This is a genomic window from Bifidobacterium sp. W8110, from assembly GCF_016101375.1.
In the GTDB taxonomy this organism is placed as follows: Bacteria; Actinomycetota; Actinomycetes; order Actinomycetales; family Bifidobacteriaceae; genus Bombiscardovia; species Bombiscardovia asteroides.
Map to the genome: position 1 here is coordinate 89,760 of NZ_JACFQO010000001.1, position 20,974 is coordinate 110,733.

Below are 20,974 nucleotides of genomic sequence, written 5' to 3' on the forward strand. Positions count from 1 at the left end.
TAGTCGGAATCGCCCAGCGCAGCATGAAGCAATGGGCACATGCTATTGCTGTCAGCTATGCGCATTGATGCATTACCATGCACTGCAATTTTGCATTAAAGTAAGATATCTGCTGTAATTTTGCACTTTAATGCAAAATTACAGACAACAAGGAAGGTGGGCTCCGATGGAGAAGATGTCTCAGGTTACGGTGCGTATATCCGATGCGGACAAGCAACAGGTGGATCATATCGTGAAGGAGCTTGGTCTGGATATGACTACGGTCACCAGAGCCTTTTACAAGCAGATCATTCGGGAGCAGCGGATCCCCTTGGACTTCAGCTTGGATCTACCTGCCGAAACTGAGGAGGCCTTGGAGGAATCGCGCCGTCTGGCCATGAGGGGGAAGACTAAGGGGTACGCCACAGGAAAGGACCTGGTGGATGGCGTGCTAGCAGCTGCTGGCGCGGATCGATGAGGCTTGCGCTGGTGCCCACTGGTGCTTTTACGAGAGACCTGAAACGCATGGCTCGCAGGCACGTCTCGTTAGAGCCGGTCGAGGAGGTGCTAGATCTGATAGCAGAGAATTCCGAAGCGTCGCTCCAGACATTGAAGGCGCATCATCGGATGCATATGCTGCAAGGTTATGCGGCTGTGTATGAGTGTCATGTGGACAATGCTGGAAATCTGCTGCTGGTGTGGCATAGGGAGGGCGACGCTGCCTATATTTTGCGACTAGGTTCCCACGATCAGGTGTTGGGTAGGCGCGGTAGATATTGAGATTCGGTAAATAGATCAAAGTTGTATCAGGAAGCTGGCTCACTGTTGCGCAGGCAGATGATCTGTGCGGAGCATAGTGGCTGGTATTAAATAATCGGTGATCCAAAGTGCCCCCCGTGGGACTCGAACCCACAACCCACGACTTAAAAGGACGCTGCTCTAACCATTGAGCCAGAGGGGCAACAGCTCAACACTACATGTTTGGTCTGGATTTTTCCAGTTCTCGGCAAGCCGGTTCTCAGGCGAAGCATGACTAAGAATCTGTACAGATCAATGAAGAATATCAATATGAAGCGCTGCCCTCCGCCGCTTAGGAAGATTGTTGAGATGCGTAGAGGGCGGGTGGTGGACAGGCACTGAACTTGTGCGACGGAATCCGTGCCGGACAATAAATGAACCTGTATACCAAAGCTTCTACCAAAGAGTAAAGCTGCTTCCTATCCGTTGCGCAGTGAGTCGGGCCCTGTTTTGCCATCTGCAGATGGCGAAGTGGCGGCCGACGTTGATTCCCTGTACTCGGATTGAAAGAATCATCTCTGCGAGGCGATCTCTTGTCCTCGCAAGTGCGCTGAGGGAGGGAGCTCCGATGAAACAACCGGCTCAATACGCATCGCTGCACGCACAGAGCATTACAGGCTCATACTGGCATTCACCCGTTTGCAAGCACTGGATACTGCCATGAAGCATACTGTCGATCCTTCCGGCCAGGGCGAGCCCTTCCCCATCCATGCATCTGGTCTGTGCAAGCAGGTTTCACCCAGGAAAGCGGAGATCATAACTCTCTTAAACAATGTGGAGTTCACCGCTTCCTGGAGAGCCATGACCGGGATTGTAGGGCCATCGGGTAGCGGCAAATCGACCCTGCTCTACTGCCTGGCTGGTCTCGAGTCCATCAGCTCGGGCCAAGTGGGAGTCCTGGGTCAGCGCATCTCTGCCATGGGGCCTGCAGCGTCGGCGCGATTCCGCCGTGCGCACCTGGGCTTCGTTTTCCAGTCCTATAATCTGGTGCTTTCGATGAGTGTGGAGGACAACCTCAAACTGCCCTTCATTCTGCGCAAGACTCGCTGGCCGGAGGATCGGGCGTTCAAGCTGCTGGACAGACTCGGCATCAGGGGGCTACTCAAGGCCAATGTGACCCTCCTGTCAGGGGGGCGAGCAGCAGCGTGTGGCTCTGGCCCGTGCGCTGCTTTCGGATCCAGACATCATCTTCGCCGATGAGCCTACTGGCGCCCTTGACCGGGAGACCGGTAACGCGGTCGTCAATGAGCTCGCCGCCTTTGCCGGTCGACAGGGCCATGCAGTGATTATGGTCACCCATAGTCCGGAAGTCGCCTCCCGCTGCAACATTCTGGTGCATCTGTGCGACGGTCGCATAGCCACAGCCGACAAGGTTCCTGTGCCGAAAGCGGGCATCTGATGCGATTTCTTCTGCGCGATTTCAAGGATGCCCCCTTGGCCTGGTCTGGCGTAGTGCTCGTACTGATCGCCTCGCAAACCACGGTCGGCCTGCTTGCCATGATGCTCTCTTCAGCCAAGGCCCTGGGCGACCTTCCCGGCAAGGCCGAGCAAGGTCGCACCGCCTACCAAAACTTGATGATTCCCTTTGTCGCACTGCTCGTTGCCGCAGTATTGATCGTTCTGCAGGTCGTTTCGTCGGTGATCAACCAGCGCAGACGCAACCTTGCCCTGTTAGCATTGCAAGGCGCCACGCCCTGGCAACTGAACTCGCTGACCTGTATGCGCGTATTCATCTTGGCGCTCGTGGCCAGTGTGGTCTCGCTGGCGGCCTCTTTTCTGCTGGCCCGTCCCCTCTATGCATGGGAGACTTCCCAGTTCCTAATCGGCAGGCAGCCTTTCATCGCCAGTCACCAGCTGGCTTCCTGGGCGATAGGAATCTCGTGCGGGGTATTGGTGGCTTTGATCGGCACGCTGCTGACCATCCGGACCATTAGCAGGATCAGTCCGGTGGAATCCCTGCGGGCCGCAATCATCCCCCCAAAAACAGCAGGTTTTGCTCGTCGTATCGCCGCTGCCTTGTGTTTGCTGGCAGCCTTGGCAGTCATGCTGATGCCGATTGTGCAAGCGCGGACCATTCCTGGTGAGCAACTGGTCCGTTTGCACACCGCGGCACCCATCCTGCCTATCGCTATGGGCAGCACTTTCGGCTTCATGCTCCTGCTGGCCGTAATCTGTTTGGCGGGTCCCTCCCTGCTGGGTGCGTTCACCAGCGGCTGGACCAGGCTCGTCGCTCTTCACAGCCCCTCATGGCTGATCGCTTGCCGGCAAGCCAGCGCCCGCATGCGCAGCCTCAGCTCCACAGTCATACCGCTGGTTGTGGGGGTTTCATTGCTGATGATGACGGATTCCTTCTACCAGACCAGCGCCGAATCCAGTCGCTTGCTGCCTCCCAACCTGGATGTCAGCAGCTCCGACTTCTCCATGCTCATTACCCTTCTGGGCCCCGCACTGGTCGTCACGCTGGCTGGAGTATGCGCAGGATACCTGATCTCAGCACACGGTCGAAGCCTGGATCTGTCCCTCATCTCGATTGCTGGCGCAGACCCGAATCAACTTGAAATCATGTCCGCCCTTGAAGGGTTCATCATGGCAACCACCGCCGTGCTGATATCCTTCACCTCCAGCATCTTGCCGGTCATTGCTTACGCTGCCGGATTTCGCAAGGTATTTGGCGCTGCCAGCATCGGTATACCTTGGACTCACTGGGCGCTGGTGTACCTGCTGCTGACTTCGGCGGCATCACTGGCTTCGTGGGCCACGGTGCACAAATCAGCAGGTCGTTCCCCTGCCGATGTGATAGCACAGTACACTGGCGAATGAACCTGGGCATCCTCGGCATGCGGCGTGAGGTGGCGCGATGAAGGGCATAGTAACCAACCTCTTCGAGTTGTTGAGCAATCAGCGCTTGACCAGATTTGCCGCGCCTCTGCTGAGCCTGGTGTATACGATTCTCTATGTCAGTGCCCCTACGTTTCCTCCAGCCTGGGCCGAGAACATTCCTTTGCCCGTTTGGAAGACGGCCATCGGTCTGATCGGATTCCTGTGCTCCTGCCTGCTGTACTGGAGCAGGCAGCTTCCCCTGCTCATCACGACCATGGAGACTCTGACGTACGTCGGTCTGTCATTTGCCACCTCGGACGATAGCTTCCTGATACCCTTGGTAGGCGCTCTTTATTTCTGCGTCTGCCTATCACCGGTACCCAAGAGTGCGGCAGGCGTGGGTGATGCAGTCGCGGCCGTCAGTCTGGTCACCGTCAGCATGCATGCCGGGCACATGCTCTTTCTGGAATGGTCGGCCAGGATGGCTGTCATCATGGCTGTCGTAGCCGCTGCCATAGCTGTCAGGTCCTACCGGATTCGACGCGAGACGCAGCAGCATGAGGAGCGGGAGCGCATCCGCTCTGAGATGCTTGCCAGGCAAAGGGATCAGGCCATATCACGTGCCCAGGTGGCAGGTGAGTTGCACGATAGCGTGGGCCATGACCTCACCACAATCATTGCCCTGACCCAGGGATTCGCTGACTCGGTTGAGACCGAGGAGCTGCAGGAGGTGCTTAAGGACATCAATCAAGTGGCCAGGGATGGGTTGGCCGACACCCGACAAGCCGTCCGTACCCTTGTCCAAGAGCATGATGCGCTACCTGAAGAGTCCGATGATGATGGGCGCAGGTTTGGTTCCAGGCTGCACACGCTCGACGAACTCGACACCGTGATCGCCCATGCCCGCGCGGCTGGTCTGGCTGTCGTGTCTACCGAAACAGGGCATCAGCGGCAGGATCGCAGACAGGACAACCTCTGCTTCATCATCAGCAGGGAGGCAATCACCAACACGCTCCGGCACGCTTCAGACCCGAGCACCATCGTCATCTCCCGCGACTATGAGCAGGGCGGCACCCTCCGAATCAGCATCCGCGACGATGGGCATGGGAATGCACATCGACAAGCCTCGGGCGATCGGAAACCGGCCATTCATGACCATCCAGGAGTGGGCCTGAAACAGATTGGCGAGCAATGCCGACTGATGGGAGGGAGCCTGAGTTGCGGACCGAGCGAGAACGGGGGATGGACGGTAGAAGCCATCCTGCCTGGCACCAGCGAGAAAGGGTGCAGCGCCCATGATTGACCTGATGCTGGTCGATGACCTTGCGCTCCTCCGCAAGGGGTTGGTACGCATGATCGAGGCCGACCACGATTTACAGGTCGTCAGACAAGCCTCCAACGGTCAGGAGGCAGTGACCATGCTTCGGGAGATGAAAGCAGCCGTCCAGCCACTTCCTCGGGTAATCCTCATGGACGTTCGCATGCCGGTGATGGACGGCATCAGTGCCACTGCGGTCATTGCCAAGGAGTTCCCCGACATTCGTACGCTGATTCTGACCACCTATGACGAAGACGATTATGCCTTCACTGGTCTGCACGCAGGAGCTTATGGATTTCTTCTCAAAGACGTATCCACCAGAGACCTGCATCGAGCCATTCACGCAGTGGCCGATGGTGACGCAGTGCTCACCCCCCGTATCACAGCAGAGCTCATCAACCGTGACAGAGCATATGCACGGCATAAGGTAAGTGACCCGCAGGCCCGGCAGCAGCTGGATAAGTTGACCCCCAGGGAGTACGAGATAGCCGGGCTCATTGCTCAGGGGCTGTCCAATCAGGAAATAGCCCAGCGTCTCACTCTCGAAATCACCTCCATCCGGCGCTACGTAAGTCGCATACTTGACAAGACCGGCCTGCGAGACCGTACACAAATCGTCATCACATGGTTTCAGGCCGGAATGTCTGACTGACGATCCCTGATCAGTTGTTCAGGGCATCGCGAGGAGAAAAGCAGAAAGAACAATAGATTCCAGAGCTACGCTTTCGTTGACCTGATGAAGCTGAAGCTGGGAACTGAAGAACAGAACTTAAGTTTGGAAGAACCTTGTTGAACATTGTGATTCTTGCTGTATTGAGTTCCGACTATTCACCCATGTGCGCGATGTCCCTGTGGCGCTTGTCCTCTTTGAAAACCCCAGTTCCGTTGAATGCTGCTCAGGTAAGCTGAAACACAAAGTGGTGGTCAAGCACTCGACAGAGGAGGTGGACCATGAGAATCCATCTGGTGAGGTTGGACCGGCCGGGGGCGGTGGATGCCGAAATGATCTGGGAATATCTGCAGGCCTGCCGTTCTCAGCCTCAGGATGAAGCGGCTGGTCTCGGCCCCTTGGAGGGCTGCCACAGCCTGGATGAGGTTCGTCGGTTTGGTCTGCCGGAGGTGGCTCGTCAGGCGCGTGGTGATGATCTGCCGCCGGGGTTTGTGCCAGCTCTGCAGTTCGCCGCCATGGACCCCAGCGGCAAACTGGTGGGGATGATTCAGCTGAGGTTGCAGCTTACGCAGGCGCTTCTGCGAGTGGGCGGCAACATCGGCTATTCAGTTCGTCCGGATTGTCGCCGGCTGGGCTATGCCGGGCTGATGCTGGATGAATGTCTTCGACAAGCTGCCACTCTGGGCATGAGTAGGGTCCTGATTACTTGTTCCCCGTCGAATCTGGCCAGCCGCCGGACCATCCTTTCGCGTGGCGGGCAACTGGAGAATGTGCTCCCCAGCAGATCTAGTCAGCCAGTAGAACGGTATTGGATTGATTTGTCTACGAAACGAACAGATCGGTAAACGCAATCTTGGATGCAAAAGCAGCTTTCATGTAATTGCTTCCTGGCTAGGCTCTCTGCAATGATTTTCTCCGGCTATGACGTATATGCGCATCCAGAACGCGAACTTATTTTAAGCTTATTTTGAGCGAATGCCGGTTAGTGTATATTTTGTTTTTATGCACATTCCGTGCATTATGTACGACGGCAAAGGAACCGCCATGAGACAAACAGCTTCGACACAGAAACCATCCGATAAGCCGCAAGTCATTGCTGTCAGGTTTTTTGCCCTTGCATTAATTCTCGCCCATGTTATATCGTTTGCCACCGGTTCACAGTTCTGGGGTTCATGCACATACCCAGTAGCTTGGCTAATGATGATTGTCTTCATGATGGTAAGAGACTGGCGGCGAAACGGTGAAGGCCAGCATCATTCGAGATAGCCAATACGCGAAAAGGGCGAAATAGTGGGTTCCGTCGATAACTTGCAGAGTTTCGCATCATCGCCGTCGCTGTTCGTTCGCGCGGTCTACTGTTGTCGGCGGTCAACCTCCCCACTGGTGAGCATGAGCCGGGGGAACAAGCATCGCACTTTTCTCAATATCCGCTTTTGCTGATACTGGTATGGCTTCTCTTACCAAAGTGCCGATTGGGAACAAAGTAGATGTACCCGTCCGCCCCTTGGCGGCCCGCTTGATAAATGGGAATATGCTGTTCCAGCTGCAGGTAAACCAGTAGTGGAATCAGTGTTTGCCAGTACGTGCTCTTGGATGCCATAATTTGTGGGACGGTGGCGGTTTTATGTCTGATCCAGCTTGTATTTTATTAGAAAATGCCTGAAATTCTGGGCTCATGGGTGAGGAAAGAATATGGATTAATAAGCTATCGTAGTTGAAGCAGATGGTCTCATGGGAAAGACCATCGGAGCCAAAATCACCATACTATGCTGGGCCGGAATTTGGACTGATTCTTTCCTCCACCTGCGCAGACTCAGCAAATTGAAATAGTCATGAATAGACAAGCAGCAATAGACGACACAACCCGCGCTTTACCACATCAGTATTGACGCTGAAAGGCTCTGGAATGGGCAATATCGAAGTAAGCGTATCGAACCTTACTGTTCGAATAAAGAACAAAACGATTCTCTCTCATCTTTCATTGGAGGTTGAAGAAGGGGCCTTCCATGGGGTCATCGGGCCAAATGGCGCTGGAAAGACAACCTTGTTCACCGTCTTGGAAGGACTGCAAAAACCGGTTGAGGGAACGGTCTCTGTTCTGGGCAAGACGCCCTATCCACGAAACCTGGCCTTGCTTCGCCAAATAGGCATCCAGCCTCAAAAGTCGTCCTTCTTCCCCAAAACGACGCTCCTTGAGCATCTTACTGCAGTGGCGGATATCTACCAGGTGCCCAGGTCGCGTGTGAACGATCTTATTGATGCATTGAAACTGGATCATGTGGCATCCAACAAGGTTGAATCATTGTCAGGCGGTGAACAGCAGAGACTGGCCATCGCCACGGCTGTCATCCATCATCCTCGGCTGCTCTTTCTGGATGAACCCACTGCTGCCCTCGACCCTGAGTCACGTCATGACCTTGTGAGCCTGCTCAAATCGAATCAGCAATTGGCCGCCACGGTTCTTTATACGACGCACCATCTGGATGAGGCGGAGCGGTTGTGCAGCGTGGTTTCGATCTTGGCGGATAAGCATATTCTCGTAACAGCCAGTCCCAGCAAGCTTATTGCGCAAGCAGAGATGGAATCGACCATTCTTCTTCCAAATGCCTTGGATCAGGCCGATCATGTAGCCCGTCTCATGGGAGCTGACTATGTAAAAACCACACCCGACGGTCTGACAGTTCGCACCAGGGATACCGGAGTTACTTTCGCGAAATTGGTTGATTCCGGGATCAATACAAGCCAGGCGCAAGTCAAGGATGGGCGTCTGGAGGATGTCTACCTTCGCCTTCTCGAAAAGGAGAACGTCAAATGAACAGCTTCAAAACTCTATTCAAGTTGATGTTCCACTACGATATTCGTGACTGGTCCACTTTGGTTTTCACCTTTCTCTTTCCTATAGCCTTGTTGCTGGTCCTGGTCCTGTCTTTTAAGAGCTACGTTCCTGGAGTTGATATTGCCAGTCAAATCAGCGCCAATGTCATTGCGTTTGGTGCGGCCTACGTGGGTATTTTTGCGGGTGCTTCGCACCTTGCCCTCTGGCGTGAGAATGGCATGCTGCAGACGGTTCGCAATTTTCCTCTATCCTGGAATGTGATTATCCTCTCCCAAGCTGTTGTGGGTATCGTCGTTCTTCTGGCTCAAGCTGTAGTGCTTGTCGTCTTGGGAATGATTATGGGAATGGTGCTGAAACCGACATTTTTGTCGGGATTGCTTCCCCTGGTCCTAGGCTACCTCTTGTTCTTTTTCCTGGGTGTCATCATCGCCATGATAATTTACTCAATCGCCGGGGTATCCATCCTTGCGAACATCATTATTCTGCCCCTGGGCTTCATTGGCGGAGCTATGATGCCTGTCAATATGCTGCCGTCCTGGGTGCAGACCATCGCCCCGTATGCGCCCCTATATCACATGCGGGAGGCCTTATCGATGATGCTGATCGGATCGGGCACCTGGCCTCATGCCTGGCTCGGGATCCTCTACCTGGCCGTGGGCTGCATTGCCTCAGGGCTTGTTTCCATCTACGGATTTCGCTGGAAATGATACTTTTGATGGCTATGCATCTTTTGTCGCCATTGCAGGAGATTTCTCGAATGGTAGTTGCGGACCTTGCTGAGCGTAATTCCTGCAATAGTCTTCCTACTTGCCTGCGACTGCCTTGGGTGTAAGAGGGGTCCTGAGCATCTGCTGACCTGCCAGTGTGAAAGAGACCGATAGATTCCTCGTGTCTTAGCGCGTCTGAGGGGTTCTTCTGAGAGAATGGCAGGTATGGTCTGGCTGATTGTCCTGGTATGGGTGCTGGTGGTTGCGGCATTCATCGTATTTGTCATGCGCTTGGCGCTTGGTGAGTCCCAGGACCGTGCCTTCTCCCAGTCTCTGGATGAGCGTGTACGTCGGGCCGCCCGCCGTCAGCAGGAACGAGAGAATAAACTGCCACGTATAGCAGGAGGGCACCTGTCTTTCGCCCCTGGTTCGGGCGAGGATGCGCCAACCGCTGAAGACCGCGCACATCCCTATCCGGTCTATGTCAATGCATCCTCCGTGGTGGAGGTTCGGGGTATGCTGGCCTCCGATTCCACAGACGAGATCAATGTGCCTCCGCCACCAAGCAGCGATTCTTCATCATCGGTCAATCCGAGACAGAAGAATAATGCCATGCAGTCGGCTTCCGCGGCCTCTGGGCCTCCAGCCCCCAGGAACTCCACCCTGCGATCATCCAGCCCTGAGCCTTCGCGTCCGCAGGGGTGGGAGCCTCAGCCCACCACCTCCGACATCATGCCTGCAGTCAAGAACGGTTCACAGACGGGAAAGAGTCATCCGAGCGGAAAGTGACCGCTCTTGATGACCGTTCGTGTCCCTTTTCGCCTTTAGGCTGGTACCTATGACAACACAGCAGATCCTTATTCTTATCGCGGTGTTGATCGTCCTGGTGCTGGCGGTGGTCGGCATCCTGGTGGCGGTCCGCAAACGCCGGTCCCAGGGGGATTCCGCGCGCTCTGGCAGGGCGGAAGAGCCTGGTGACGGTAGATCCTCTTTGTCCCCGAAATCGGCGGCTTCTGCGGCAAAGAGTCAAGCTGAAAGCCAACCTGGCGCTTCCCGAAAATCTTCGTCGGATGGCCAGGCAATCCAATCTGCCTCGTCTGCATCGGGTGCATCCCCAAATCCAGACGCTTCTATGGGTTCCGGCGCAGTTGATTCAAAGGCATCCATTCAGTCTTCCTCGGCCGACCAGGAAGCACCGTCAGCGCAGGAGGAGCTGGCTCACCCGGAGGCATCTGCATCCCGTATGACCAGACTCAAGGCCAGACTGGCCAAGAGTCCCAACCCCTTTGGCAAGGCCCTCTTTGCCATTCTGACCAAGGATCATCTGAGCGAGTCTGACTGGGAGGATGTGGAAGACACCCTGCTCATGGCGGATGTGGGTACCGAGGCCAGCGAACAGCTGGTGAAGCAATTGCGTGACGATGCTCGGATCACAGGGCAGAAGGATCCTGCAGCAGTGCGTCGTGGCCTTCGTCAGCGCCTGATCGATCTGGTCGATCCCAATATGGACCGAACTCTTGTGGCTGCCCGACCCCAGGCCAACAGGCCGTCGGTCATTATTATGGTGGGCGTCAACGGCACCGGCAAGACCACCACGGCGGGCAAGCTGGCCAGGCTTTTCGTGGCCGATGGCAAGTCAGTGGTCATGGGTGCCGCCGATACCTTCCGTGCCGCCGCCGCTGACCAGCTTGAAACCTGGGGCGGCGAGGTGGGTGTGCCCGTGGTCCGCAGCGACCGTGACGGTGCTGACCCGGCCTCGGTGGCCTTCGAAGCCGCGGAACGGGCCAAAAACGAACATGCAGATGTCCTCATCGTGGACACAGCCGGACGTCTGCAGAACAAGGCCAACCTGATGGATCAGCTGGGCAAGATCCGGCGGGTGGTTGAGAAGAACCTGCCCGTGGACGAGGTCCTACTGGTTTTGGATGCCACCACCGGGCAGAACGGGATGATCCAGGCCCAGGTCTTCGCCCAGGCCATCGGGGTCACGGGCATAGTCCTGACCAAACTGGACGGCTCGGCCAAGGGTGGCATTGTCATATCTGTCCAGCGGGAGCTGGGTGTGCCAGTCAAGCTGGTCGGGCTGGGTGAGGGCCCTGACGATCTGGCCGTTTTCGACCCCGAGTCCTTTGTCGACGGCATTCTGGGAGACGAGTAGTCCGGTCCGTTGGTCATAAGGTGGTCATCCAATAGTCACCCGGAGGTAATGCGACGGTGACCTGACCGTCATCCTCTTCCTGTTTGATGAATCGGGAAGTGGAAGAGAATCTGACGTAGGCTGTCCGGAGGGGAGTCCCCTTTATCGGGGATTGCTCGCCCGGATGGGGAAAAGAGAGGTGTAGGCATGGATTCTGGAAATGCTGCCTGGATGCTGATAGCGGCATCCTTGGTTTTCCTGATGACTCCAGCAGTGGCTTTCTTCTATGGGGGTATGGTCCGAGCCAAGGCTGTGCTCAACATGATGATGATGTCCACGCTGGCCATTGCTGTGACCGGGTTCATTTGGACCCTCTGGGGATGGTCGATTTCCTTTGCAGGCAAGGATATCGGAGGTGTCTTCGGCGACCCTATCACCGGTTTCCTGCTCAAGGACACGGTCACAGCCAAGGATGGGGTCTTCACCTCGCTTGATTCTGCAAACGCTGCCTACCCGCATACGATAGACATCGCCTTCCAGGCCGCCTTCGCCATGATCTGCGTGGCTCTGATCTCTGGAGCCCTGGCAGAGCGAGTCAAGATCAGCACCTGGATGATCTTCGTGGCCCTCTGGATCACCTTGGATTACGCGCCCATGGCCCACATGGTCTGGAATCACGGGCTTTTGGCTGCCGATGGACCCATCTCCAACGCCATCGGAGCTCAGGCGCACGACTTCGCAGGCGGTACGGTCATTCACATCAACGCTGCAGTGGCAGCCCTGGTCATTGTGCTCATCATCGGCAGGCGAATCGGCTTCCCCAAGGAGTCAATACGCCCCCACAATGTGCCTATGGTCATGCTGGGTGCCTTCCTGCTCTGGTTCGGCTGGTTCGGCTTCAATGCCGGGTCTGCCTTCGCCGCCAACGGCACGGCTGGATATGCCTGGGTTTCCACGACCATAGCCGCCAGCGGCGCCACCTTGGGCTGGCTCTTTACTGAACGGATTCGCAGCGGGCACTACACCGCCATGGGTGCCGCATCCGGCATGGTCGCCGGTCTGGTGGCCATCACTCCGGCAGCCGACGTGGTTTCCCCGCTCTGGGCCATGGTCATCGGCCTCTTGGCTGGTTTCGTCTGCTGCCTGGCCTGCGGGCTCAAGTTCCGTTTCGCCTATGACGACTCCTTGGATGTGGTAGGCATCCACGGTGTGGGTGGTTTCTTGGGCACTGTCCTGATAGGCTTCTTTGGTACCGGCACGGGCTTCCTGGCCGGCGGCAATTTCCGGCAGCTGCTGGTTCAGTTCCTGGTCGCGGTGATTGCGATCATCTACGCAGCGGTAGTCACTGGTGTGATCGCCTTTGCACTGGAGAAGACCATTGGTTGGCGGGTCAGCAAGGATCAGGAGGTCATCGGCGTCGATCAGAGCGATCAGGGTGAGAGCGCCTACGACTTCGGATCCATTCTGAACTGATCAGAAAGGAAGGCAGCATGAAACTCATTACCGCCATCATTCAGCCTGGGCGGCTGGATCAGATTAAACAGGCCCTGAGTGAGGTCGGCGTGCACGGCATGACCGTCTCGTCAGCCCAGGGCTATGGTCGGCAAGGCGGCCATAAGGAGGTCTACCGGGGCAGCACTGTCAAGGTGGATCTGGTTCCCAAGGTGCGCCTGGAGGTGCTGACCGAGGATCAACGGGTCGACGAGCTGGTCGACACCATCGTCCAGGCCGCTGCCACCAACACCGTGGGTGACGGCAAGGTCTGGGTGCAGACCCTGGACTCGGTTATCAGGGTTCGTACTGGGGAGACAGGCGTAGACGCCATCTGAGGCAGCCGCATGTTGCCGTCCCTATGGTCGTCTTCCTACTGACCAGTTTCGCAGGATCCCGCCGCTGTGGCTTATTTCATGGTCCGGCGGTGGGGTTCTGCTTTTTCTATGGCTCTTCAGGCTTGGCTGGTCTGGTCGATTGTCCCCATCCAGACATCGGTGCGTGTTCTCAAGCCATTGCAGATGGCTCTGACGCCGATGAAGAGGACATTGAGGACGGCCCAGAGCATGGCTATCCGCCAGGTGGGTGCCCAGTTCATGGCCAGAGTCGTCATGCCCAGCAGTCCGATCACATAGATCACAGCCGTCAGGGAGCAGGTGGCTGCCAGGTAGCGATAGTCCCCGGCCCCGATCAGAATCCCGTCCAGTGCCCACATCCATCCGGCGACGGGCATGAAGACCCCTTGGACGATCATCCCTACGGTGATCAGCGACCTGATGGCGGGCGTTGGACTAAACAGTGGAGCGGCGAAGAGGCCCAGAGCGATCATGACCAGTCCGACCAGCACTCCCATGGCCATGCCGGCCTTGGCTGACAGATCGGTCATGACCCGTGCCCGTGACCGCTGTCCGGCACCCAGTTCGGTGGCTACCAGTGACTGACCGGCGATGCCCACGGCATCCAGCATGTTCAGTCCGAAGTTCCAGGCCGAGTTGACCCCCTGGTAGGCAGCCAATACCTGCTCGCCCAGGTGGGCTGCAGCCACCACGGTCATGAAGAGGCAGACCCGCAGGGCCAGGGTCCGCAGGAAGAGCGGGAAGCCATCGCCCATGCTGGCCGCCATGCCTGAGAGCCGGGGCCGCAGGTGGGCGCCTTCCCGGCGGGCCCATACCAGGGCGGGGATGGTCAGGAAGAGCCCCATGGCCCACTCGGCGATCAGTGTGGCCAGGCCCGAGCCCAGAATGTCCATGTGCAGGCCGAAGACCAGCAGAATCTCAAGGGTGGTGTTGAGGATGGCGCCCGACACGGCGGCCACCAGGGTGATCTTTACCTTTTGCAATCCCCGGAAGATGCCGTTGGCCGCGTAGACCAGGAGCATGGCCGGAAGGCCGAAGACCAGGGCATTCAGGTAGGTCTGCGCCGCCTGCAGGACCGGCCCACGGGCTCCCATCAGGCTGCAGATGGGTCGGCTTAAAGCCAGGAGAACGGCGCAGACGACCAGGCCGATGACGAAGGCCAGCCACATGCCGTCCACGCCGGCCTGCATGCCCTCCCTGCGGCGGCCTGCGCCCATGAGCCGGGCCACCTGGGAGGTGGTTCCGTAGGCCAGGAAGATGCAGAGCCCCACGGTGGTCAGCACCACAGTGGATCCGATGGAGAGCCCGGCCAGGGCCGAGTCGCTGATGTGGCCCACGATGGCGGTGTCGATCATGACGAAGAGCGGGGAAGCAATCAGCTGGCCGAAGGTGGGTATGGCCAGTCCAGCGATGGTCCGGTAGGTCGCCCTCCGTTCTTCCGGCGTGATTGATCCGGTCTTGGTTTCGGGAATGTTCCTGTGGCTGCGCATGGACGCCATGCTAATGCTCTGGACTGAAGACACAATCCAGGAAAGCCAGTCCGTGGACGCCCTGTCGTGGATGCCGTATCACCAAACAGCCTTGAGTGCAAGCCGGATTGATGATGTGGCAGGCTGTCCCCAAGTTTTGCACAGAGTTATACCCATGAGGTGGATAAGTTGCACACATGTCCTCTAGGACACGCCTTGAATGTGGATAACTTATTTTTCTGTACACATGCATGAGCAGCCTTGTACCCCGTCCAGTACGGTCGGCGCGTCCTAGTGAATGCCTTGGGTGAAATCCGTTTCTCAGGGCTTTCAAGGATGGTCCTCTTCGTAGAATCGTGGCTATGGCTTCCGACGACTATACCGACTACACCCATCCCGAACAGCGTCCCACCGATCATGTCCAGACCGGCCGCGACATGCTTTTCGACCGGGTGCCCCCGCATGACGACGATGCGGAGATGGCCGTGCTGGGCGGCATGCTCATGAGCAAGGATGCCATCGGCGAGGTCAGCCAGATGATCGAGATATCCGACTTCTACCAGCCCAAGCACCAGACCATCTACGAGGCCATCGTCACCCTCTTTTCGGCCTCCCAGCCGGTGGACGCGGTCCTGGTGGCCAACGAGCTGCTCAAGTCCGGCGACCTGGAGAAGGTGGGGGGCACCGACTATCTGCACTCCCTGGTGGCCTCGGTTCCGACTGCCGCCAACGCCACCTACTATGCCGAAATCGTCCACCAGCGGGCCATCCTGCGCAATGTGATTGCGGCCGGCACCAAGATCGCCCAGCTGGGCTATTCGGCCGAGGGCTCCCAGGCCGAGGACATCGTCAACCTGGCCCAGGCCGAGGTCTACGAGATGAGCGTGGGCAGGGTCCGCCAGGATTACGAGGCCATCGGTCCAGTCGTCCATGACACCCTGGATCAGCTGGACAAGCTGCAGAACGGCGACATGGAGCGGGGCGTGCCCACCGGCTTCAAGAGCATCGACGACGTGACTCAGGGCCTGCAGCCCGGGCAGATGATTGTGGTGGCAGGCCGCCCGGCCATGGGCAAGTCCACCCTGGGCATCGACTTCGCCCGCGCCGCAGCCCTCCACAACAACATGACCACAGTGGTCTTCTCCCTGGAGATGAGCAAGACCGAGCTGGCCCAGCGCATCATCTCGGCCGAGACCGACATTCCTCTGGTGGCCCTGCGCCGGGCGGACGACATCACCCCTGAGCGCTGGAACACCCTGAACACCTTCTGGAGCAGACTCCAGGACGCCCCGCTCTTCCTGGACGATTCGCCCAACATGAGCCTGATGGAGATCCGCGCCAAGTGCCGCCGGCTCAAGCAGACCAACGATCTGAAGCTGGTGGTCATCGACTACCTGCAGCTGATGACCTCGGGCAAGCGGGTCGAATCCCGCCAGCAGGAGGTCTCCGACTTCTCGCGCGCACTGAAGCTGTTGGCCAAGGAGCTGGAGGTTCCGGTGGTGGCGCTGAGCCAGCTCAACCGTGGTCCTGAGATGCGCAACGACAAGAAGCCCATGCTCTCCGACCTGCGCGAGTCCGGTTCCATCGAGCAGGATGCCGACGTGGTCTTCCTGGTCCACCGACCGGACTTCTACGACAAGGAGGACCGTCCGGGCGAGGCCGACATCATCCTGGCCAAGCACCGCAACGGCCCCACCGACACCTTTAAGCTGGCCTTCCTGGGCGAGAAGTCCAAGTTCAAGGACATGCCCCAGGACTACCAGCAGGGAGGGGTCTGATCATGCGGTCCACGACTTCCAAGGCGCAGCCTGCCGATCAGCCTGATCGTCCCCGTCGGCCTTGGCGTTCGCTCCTGGCCCTTCTGGTCGGTAAGGCGGTGCGCTTCGTTTCGCGGCTATCCCATCATGGCGGTTCGGCCCTGCCTGGCAAGGTGGTGGAGCGGATCGACCCGGGCTTCCTGGCCAGGACCCTGTCGGGGCTGCCCCGTGGTGTGGTTCTGGTCTCGGGGACCAATGGCAAGACCACCACCACCAGGATGGTGGCCTCCATGTTGGAGTCCCTGGGCCTCAAGGTCTTCACCAATCCGACCGGATCCAACTTCACCCGGGGCGTGGTCTCGGCCTTGGTCTCTACACTGGGGCTCTCCGGGCGTCTGCATGCCGACATTGCCGTGCTGGAGCTGGACGAGGCCTATGCGGTCCACTTTGTGCGACAGGTCAAGCCCCGCTATGCCCTCCTGCTCAATGTCATGCGTGACCAGCTGGACCGGTTTGGGGAAATCGACACTACAGCCCGGCTGCTGGGTCAGGTGGCCCAGGCCACCACGGGCACGGTGGTCCTCAACCGGGAGGATCCGCGCGTCGCAAGCCTGGCCGCCCAGACGCCGGCCCAGACCGGTGTGGCCTACTTCGGTCTGTCGGACGATCTGCTGAGGTATTTCCCCACCGATGACGATATGCATGCCTCGGATCGGGATGCTGATGGAGCCCGTGCGGACAGCGCTCCCCGTCCGGTCCGCCATGGTCACCGGCTGCCAGCCGAGGTGACCCTGGAACGGGTCATGGATCATAGGGCTGCCTTTCGCCTGGACGGTCGGATCCTGGAGACCGACCTGCGTCTTGAAGGTGTCTATAACCTCTACAATGCGGCTGCTGCTTTGGCGCTGGTGAGAGTCGTTCTGGAGGACAGGGAACCTGATAATGCAGCGCTCATGGATGCCCTGTCCAAGGTGACGCCCGCCTTCGGCCGCGGGGAGGTCATCACTTATCAGGGCGCGCCGGTTGAGCTGGTCCTTGTCAAGAACCCCATGGGCTTCCGACTGGCACTGTCCTCCTTCGACCCTGCCGGCCAGGACACCATGATCGCCATCCGGGACGAGTATGCGGACGGGCGTGACATGAGCTGGCTCTGGGATGTGGACTTCACCTCGCTCAGGGATACCGGCGTGGCCATGGTTTCCGGCACCCGGGCCTATGACATGGCCCTGCGTCTGGCCTATGACCAGGTGCCCACGGATGCGATTGAGAGCGACCTGGATCGGGCGCTGACGGCCTTCCTTGAGGTGCACCCAGGGCGGCCCAAGCGAATCTACTGCACTTACACCTCCATGCTCCGGCTTCGGTCAGCCCTCGGCAGGATCACTAGCGTTGACGATGCCGGGGTGGGCGCATGAGCGAGCGAACCGGAAGGAGCGCAGGAATGCCGCAGACTCAGGATAGGGCCAAGGTCGAGGCCCTGGGAGACCATCCGCCGCTGCAAATCCTCTCCCTCTACCATCGTGACATGAACATCTATGGGGATTCGGGCAACATTCTCAGCGTGACCCGTAGGGCTGAGCTGTATGGGTTCCGCCCCATGGTCCGCTATTACGATCCTGGCGATGCCTGGCCGGAGCGGATTGATGTGATTCTGGGCGGCGGCGGTCAGGACCATGGCCAGGAGCGCATTATCGACGACCTGCGGGAACGGGGCGGTCTTCTGCACGATCTGGCCGACCAGGATGTGCCCATGCTGATGATCTGCGGGCTCTATCAGCTTTTCGGCCATTATTTTGAGACCTCAGACCATGAGCGCCTGGAGGGGGTCGGCATCCTTGACGTGCATACCATTGCTGAGTCCGAGCGGATGATTGGCAACCTGGTGGAGCAGGCAGAGGACTTCGGCAGTGTGGTCGGGTATGAGAACCACTCTGGTCTGACCTACCTGGGAGAGGAGGCCCATCCACTGGGCATGGTGACCGAGGATGGCCGCGGCAACAACGGCAGGGACCACACCGAGGGTGCCCGATGGAAGAAGGTCATCGGCACCTACATGCATGGGTCGCTGCTGCCGAAGAACCCGGCCATTACGGATTTCCTTATCGAGGGTGCAGCCGACAGGCGGTACGGCCAGGGCACCTTCGTCCAGATGAAGACTGCCATGGACCAGAGGAGCCGGAGCGAACTGGAGCGTCTGGATTCCCTGGCTGATCAGGCCAGCCGTATCGCTGCCTCCAGGCCCAGATAAAGAGGAACCTGCGGTTCCGTCTGCGGGTCCTGCACAGATTTTGATGAGCGATTGTAGGGTAATGCCAGGGGAAAGACGTTGCGGTTCCTCTTGCCACGGTGTCGAATCGGATTGGTCAATGATAACCAGCTAGACTGTAAAGAGAGACGGCCGCTCGTCTCTTGGCGGTCTAAAGGGCCCGGTACTTCAAGGGCATATGAATGCTGGGAGGCATATCATGTCGGATTTGCATATCGGTGATGGATTGCACAAGGTACTTCTGGCTGGCATCGGAGCGCTGGCCACAGGCGTGGAGAAGGGCCAGGAGGTCGTTGACAGCCTGGTCAAGAAGGGTGAGCTGACGGTCGAGCAGGGGAAGATTCTTAATACTGAGTTAAAGCGGAACAGACAGAACCCTCCCGCTCCTGCACCTGCCCCTGCTGACAGCGCACCTGCACCGGCTGCCGGGGCGCCCAGGCCTGCGACTCATGTTGCTCCTGATTCCCGCCGTCCCGACCACGAGCCCCTGGCGGCAATGCCGAATCGTCGGTCCGGGTCCATCCCCATCACATCCAATGATCCCATTGCGGGTCAGCAGGGCTGAAGGCGGTCGATTACTGTCAGCGTCGGTCGTCTGCGCCGGAATGTCTGCCGCTGGTCGGCCATGCGGATAAAGGACGCAGGTGAGTGGTGAGTATGGATGCCATGAACGGGCATGATGCCCCTGTGCAGACCATCGGCCTCTTCGGGGTCGGTACGGGAGAGCGGCAGGGGGCGGCAGTAAGGATCCGGCACAGGCGTGGCAGGGCCCGTCGACTGGCCGAGATGATTCGCATTGCCAACCGGTTCGACATCATCCATGGTCTGACCCCGGTCACCATGCGCCGATTGTTCGAGGCGCTCGGGCCCACTTTCGTCAAGGTGGGCCAGATTCTCTCCATGCGTTCGGAGATCCTGCCGGAGGCCTTCTGCCGTGAGCTCTCCAAGTTGCGCGCCGACGCGGATCCCATCCCGTATTCCGTGGTGATCAGCACACTGGCCGCCGAGTACGGCCGTCCGCTTGACCAGATCTTCTCCTCCATAGATCCTGTTCCCCTGGGGTCGGCTTCCCTGGCGCAGGTGCATCGGGCCCGCCTGATCAGCGGGGAGGACGTGGCCGTCAAGGTCCAGCGCCCAGGGATTCAAGAGACCATGGCCCAGGACATCGACATTCTGCGCAGCATGGTCAAGTGGGCCTCCCGGTTCGTCCGCAGTACCCAGGTGATTGACATCCGTGGGGTTGTCGAGGAGCTCTGGGAGACCTTCCAGTCCGAGGTCGACTTCCAGCAGGAGGCCGCCAATCTGGCTGAATTCAAGGATTTCTGTGGCCCTTACGCTTACATCGACTGTCCGAAGCCCTATCCTGCTCTTTGCACCAGGCATGTGGTGGTGATGGAGTACATCGACGGGATATCCCTCTCACGGCCCGCCCAGCTGGTGGCCCAGGGCTATGACCTGAAGGAGATCGGCATCAAGCTGGTCGACAACTATGCCACCCAGATCATGGACCGGGGCTTCTTTCACGCTGATCCGCACCCCGGCAACATCATCATCCGTGATGGTTGCATAGTGCTGATCGACCTTGGGATGGTCGGCCGCCTGGATAAGGTGACCAAATCGGCCTTGAAGGACATGATTTTTGCAGTAGGACGTGAGGATTCACCGGCACTGGCCCAGGGACTGCTCCGCTTCGCTGGCACAGGCGAGGCCAGGGCCGAGGACTACCCCTATCTTTTGGCCGACCTGGATGCGGTCGTCCAGCGGTTCGGCAAGCTGGATCTGGCCGATTTGGATATCGCCGAATACGTCAATGCCGTTATGAAGCTGGCCGCCCGGCATGGCATCAAGGTGCCGGGGTCGGTCACCATGGTGGCGCGCTGCCTGGTCACGCTTGAAGGACTCCTGGACGAGTTCCTGCCTGAGGCCAACATCGTGCAGATCATCACCGATCATGTCGGCTATAGCCAGAGCGCGGGATCCATCCTCAAGGAAGAGACCAGGAAGTTGGGCATCCAGGGCGACCTGGCCCTGCATGGGCTTTTGGGCGCCCTGGCTGAGTCCCAGACCGCAGCCAAGATGCTGACCCGTGGCCAGTTGCGCGCCAATGTGCAGCTGGTAGGCTCCGAGGAGCCCCTGCAGCAGCTGTCCGACATGGTCAACAGGCTGACCATGGCCCTGATTGTCGTCGGTCTCTATGTGGGCTCCTCAATCGTATACTTCGCCCGCATCAAGCCAGTGGTCTTCGGCATCCCGGTGGTCAGCATGCTGGGATACGTGGTGGCCTTCATTCTTTCGGTCTGGATAGTCCTGGACATCCTGATCAAGCACCGGGCCCTCAAGCGTCGGCGACACAACGGTGAAGCTTAGCCT

19 protein-coding genes, 1 tRNA gene and 1 pseudogene are annotated in these 20,974 nt (G+C 58.5%); 19 read left to right on the top strand and 2 right to left on the bottom strand.

Features of this window, described 5'->3' with window-relative positions:
• Nucleotides 1–166: 166 nt before the first annotated feature.
• Both H3T88_RS00355 and H3T88_RS08865 read left to right on the top strand, forming a co-directional pair.
• A complete protein-coding gene (locus H3T88_RS00355) occupies nt 167–457 on the top strand; it encodes a type II toxin-antitoxin system RelB/DinJ family antitoxin (protein ID WP_232347038.1) in 291 nt (96 codons plus the stop codon).
• The gene (locus H3T88_RS08865; protein WP_198203183.1) at nt 454–759 is read left to right on the top strand and encodes a type II toxin-antitoxin system RelE/ParE family toxin; all 306 of its coding nucleotides are present in this window, start codon (nt 454–456) and stop codon (nt 757–759) included. Before H3T88_RS00355 ends, H3T88_RS08865 begins: the two co-directional genes overlap by 4 nt.
• Nucleotides 760–867: 108 nt before the next feature.
• On the opposite strand, the gene H3T88_RS00365 is transcribed toward H3T88_RS08865, so the two are convergent.
• Nucleotides 868–940: transfer RNA gene (locus H3T88_RS00365), tRNA-Lys, on the bottom strand.
• A 497-nt stretch (nt 941–1,437) separates the two neighbouring features.
• Here H3T88_RS00365 and H3T88_RS08785 point away from each other — a divergent pair.
• The 12 genes from H3T88_RS08785 to H3T88_RS00420 all read left to right on the top strand — a co-directional run bounded on the left by H3T88_RS08785 (nt 1,438) and on the right by H3T88_RS00420 (nt 13,094).
• Nucleotides 1,438–1,977 (top strand): ATP-binding cassette domain-containing protein, encoded by a 540-nt coding sequence (locus H3T88_RS08785; RefSeq protein WP_232352154.1) that lies wholly within the window; start codon nt 1,438–1,440, stop codon nt 1,975–1,977.
• A complete protein-coding gene (locus H3T88_RS08605) occupies nt 1,925–2,176 on the top strand; it encodes a hypothetical protein (RefSeq protein WP_232347114.1) in 252 nt (83 codons plus the stop codon). Before H3T88_RS08785 ends, H3T88_RS08605 begins: the two co-directional genes overlap by 53 nt.
• Nucleotides 2,176–3,597: an FtsX-like permease family protein gene (locus H3T88_RS00375; protein WP_198203184.1), complete on the top strand. Its 1,422-nt coding sequence runs from the start codon at nt 2,176–2,178 to the stop codon at nt 3,595–3,597. The genes H3T88_RS08605 and H3T88_RS00375 overlap by 1 nt, the downstream gene beginning before the upstream one ends.
• Before the next feature lie 37 nt (nt 3,598–3,634).
• Complete coding sequence (locus H3T88_RS00380; RefSeq protein WP_198203185.1) at nt 3,635–4,900, top strand: sensor histidine kinase; 1,266 nt, start codon at nt 3,635–3,637, stop codon at nt 4,898–4,900.
• The gene (locus tag H3T88_RS00385) at nt 4,893–5,567 is read left to right on the top strand and encodes a response regulator (protein ID WP_198203186.1); all 675 of its coding nucleotides are present in this window, start codon (nt 4,893–4,895) and stop codon (nt 5,565–5,567) included. Before H3T88_RS00380 ends, H3T88_RS00385 begins: the two co-directional genes overlap by 8 nt.
• Nucleotides 5,568–5,866: 299 nt before the next feature.
• Nucleotides 5,867–6,430 (top strand): GNAT family N-acetyltransferase, encoded by a 564-nt coding sequence (locus H3T88_RS00390; protein ID WP_198203187.1) that lies wholly within the window; start codon nt 5,867–5,869, stop codon nt 6,428–6,430.
• A 1,061-nt stretch (nt 6,431–7,491) separates the two neighbouring features.
• Nucleotides 7,492–8,400: an ABC transporter ATP-binding protein gene (locus H3T88_RS00395; RefSeq protein ID WP_198203188.1), complete on the top strand. Its 909-nt coding sequence runs from the start codon at nt 7,492–7,494 to the stop codon at nt 8,398–8,400.
• Nucleotides 8,397–9,128: an ABC transporter permease gene (locus H3T88_RS00400; RefSeq protein WP_198203189.1), complete on the top strand. Its 732-nt coding sequence runs from the start codon at nt 8,397–8,399 to the stop codon at nt 9,126–9,128. The genes H3T88_RS00395 and H3T88_RS00400 overlap by 4 nt, the downstream gene beginning before the upstream one ends.
• 225 nt (nt 9,129–9,353) lie before the next feature.
• Nucleotides 9,354–9,917: a hypothetical protein gene (locus tag H3T88_RS00405; protein WP_198203190.1), complete on the top strand. Its 564-nt coding sequence runs from the start codon at nt 9,354–9,356 to the stop codon at nt 9,915–9,917.
• A gap of 49 nt (nt 9,918–9,966) precedes the next feature.
• A complete protein-coding gene (gene ftsY / locus H3T88_RS00410; protein WP_198203191.1) occupies nt 9,967–11,286 on the top strand; it encodes a signal recognition particle-docking protein FtsY in 1,320 nt (439 codons plus the stop codon).
• Between the two features lie 186 nt (nt 11,287–11,472).
• The gene (locus H3T88_RS00415; RefSeq protein ID WP_110417747.1) at nt 11,473–12,738 is read left to right on the top strand and encodes an ammonium transporter; all 1,266 of its coding nucleotides are present in this window, start codon (nt 11,473–11,475) and stop codon (nt 12,736–12,738) included.
• 17 nt (nt 12,739–12,755) lie between these two features.
• The gene (locus tag H3T88_RS00420; RefSeq protein WP_110417746.1) at nt 12,756–13,094 is read left to right on the top strand and encodes a P-II family nitrogen regulator; all 339 of its coding nucleotides are present in this window, start codon (nt 12,756–12,758) and stop codon (nt 13,092–13,094) included.
• 116 nt (nt 13,095–13,210) lie between these two features.
• On the opposite strand, the gene H3T88_RS00425 is transcribed toward H3T88_RS00420, so the two are convergent.
• Nucleotides 13,211–14,602, bottom strand: a complete 1,392-nt coding sequence (locus tag H3T88_RS00425) for an MATE family efflux transporter (protein ID WP_415873580.1) — start codon at nt 14,600–14,602, stop codon at nt 13,211–13,213.
• A 416-nt stretch (nt 14,603–15,018) separates the two neighbouring features.
• Here H3T88_RS00425 and dnaB point away from each other — a divergent pair, with 416 nt between their 5' ends.
• The 5 genes and pseudogenes from dnaB to H3T88_RS00450 all read left to right on the top strand — a co-directional run bounded on the left by dnaB (nt 15,019) and on the right by H3T88_RS00450 (nt 20,971).
• Nucleotides 15,019–16,359 carry a replicative DNA helicase gene (gene dnaB / locus H3T88_RS00430; RefSeq protein ID WP_033510868.1) on the top strand — a complete coding sequence of 447 codons (1,341 nt, stop codon included), beginning with the start codon at nt 15,019–15,021 and terminating at the stop codon, nt 16,357–16,359.
• 2 nt (nt 16,360–16,361) lie between these two features.
• Complete coding sequence (locus H3T88_RS00435) at nt 16,362–17,753, top strand: Mur ligase family protein (protein WP_232347040.1); 1,392 nt, start codon at nt 16,362–16,364, stop codon at nt 17,751–17,753.
• A 26-nt stretch (nt 17,754–17,779) separates the two neighbouring features.
• The gene (locus H3T88_RS00440) at nt 17,780–18,586 is read left to right on the top strand and encodes a type 1 glutamine amidotransferase (protein WP_198203193.1); all 807 of its coding nucleotides are present in this window, start codon (nt 17,780–17,782) and stop codon (nt 18,584–18,586) included.
• A gap of 217 nt (nt 18,587–18,803) precedes the next feature.
• Nucleotides 18,804–18,971 (top strand): annotated as a pseudogene (locus tag H3T88_RS08870) (phasin family protein); the annotation flags it as partial.
• A 290-nt stretch (nt 18,972–19,261) separates the two neighbouring features.
• Nucleotides 19,262–20,971 carry an ABC1 kinase family protein gene (locus H3T88_RS00450; protein ID WP_198203512.1) on the top strand — a complete coding sequence of 570 codons (1,710 nt, stop codon included), beginning with the start codon at nt 19,262–19,264 and terminating at the stop codon, nt 20,969–20,971.
• The last annotated feature ends 3 nt before the right edge of the window (nt 20,972–20,974 follow it).

What these genes read in the sequence shown, in the direction of transcription:
- H3T88_RS00355 (WP_232347038.1), top strand. Translation starts at nt 167, where the DNA reads ATGGAGAAGATGTCTCAGGTTACGGTGCGTATATCCGATGCGGACAAG.
- H3T88_RS08865 (WP_198203183.1), top strand. Translation starts at nt 454, where the DNA reads ATGAGGCTTGCGCTGGTGCCCACTGGTGCTTTTACGAGAGACCTGAAA.
- H3T88_RS08785 (WP_232352154.1), top strand. Translation starts at nt 1,438, where the DNA reads ATGAAGCATACTGTCGATCCTTCCGGCCAGGGCGAGCCCTTCCCCATC.
- H3T88_RS00375 (WP_198203184.1), top strand. Translation starts at nt 2,176, where the DNA reads ATGCGATTTCTTCTGCGCGATTTCAAGGATGCCCCCTTGGCCTGGTCT.
- H3T88_RS00380 (WP_198203185.1), top strand. Translation starts at nt 3,635, where the DNA reads ATGAAGGGCATAGTAACCAACCTCTTCGAGTTGTTGAGCAATCAGCGC.
- H3T88_RS00385 (WP_198203186.1), top strand. Translation starts at nt 4,893, where the DNA reads ATGATTGACCTGATGCTGGTCGATGACCTTGCGCTCCTCCGCAAGGGG.
- H3T88_RS00390 (WP_198203187.1), top strand. Translation starts at nt 5,867, where the DNA reads ATGAGAATCCATCTGGTGAGGTTGGACCGGCCGGGGGCGGTGGATGCC.
- H3T88_RS00395 (WP_198203188.1), top strand. Translation starts at nt 7,492, where the DNA reads ATGGGCAATATCGAAGTAAGCGTATCGAACCTTACTGTTCGAATAAAG.
- H3T88_RS00400 (WP_198203189.1), top strand. Translation starts at nt 8,397, where the DNA reads ATGAACAGCTTCAAAACTCTATTCAAGTTGATGTTCCACTACGATATT.
- H3T88_RS00405 (WP_198203190.1), top strand. Translation starts at nt 9,354, where the DNA reads ATGGTCTGGCTGATTGTCCTGGTATGGGTGCTGGTGGTTGCGGCATTC.
- ftsY (WP_198203191.1), top strand. Translation starts at nt 9,967, where the DNA reads ATGACAACACAGCAGATCCTTATTCTTATCGCGGTGTTGATCGTCCTG.
- H3T88_RS00415 (WP_110417747.1), top strand. Translation starts at nt 11,473, where the DNA reads ATGGATTCTGGAAATGCTGCCTGGATGCTGATAGCGGCATCCTTGGTT.
- H3T88_RS00420 (WP_110417746.1), top strand. Translation starts at nt 12,756, where the DNA reads ATGAAACTCATTACCGCCATCATTCAGCCTGGGCGGCTGGATCAGATT.
- H3T88_RS00425 (WP_415873580.1), bottom strand. Translation starts at nt 14,602, where the DNA reads ATGCGCAGCCACAGGAACATTCCCGAAACCAAGACCGGATCAATCACG.
- dnaB (WP_033510868.1), top strand. Translation starts at nt 15,019, where the DNA reads ATGCTTTTCGACCGGGTGCCCCCGCATGACGACGATGCGGAGATGGCC.
- H3T88_RS00435 (WP_232347040.1), top strand. Translation starts at nt 16,362, where the DNA reads ATGCGGTCCACGACTTCCAAGGCGCAGCCTGCCGATCAGCCTGATCGT.
- H3T88_RS00440 (WP_198203193.1), top strand. Translation starts at nt 17,780, where the DNA reads ATGCCGCAGACTCAGGATAGGGCCAAGGTCGAGGCCCTGGGAGACCAT.
- H3T88_RS00450 (WP_198203512.1), top strand. Translation starts at nt 19,262, where the DNA reads ATGGATGCCATGAACGGGCATGATGCCCCTGTGCAGACCATCGGCCTC.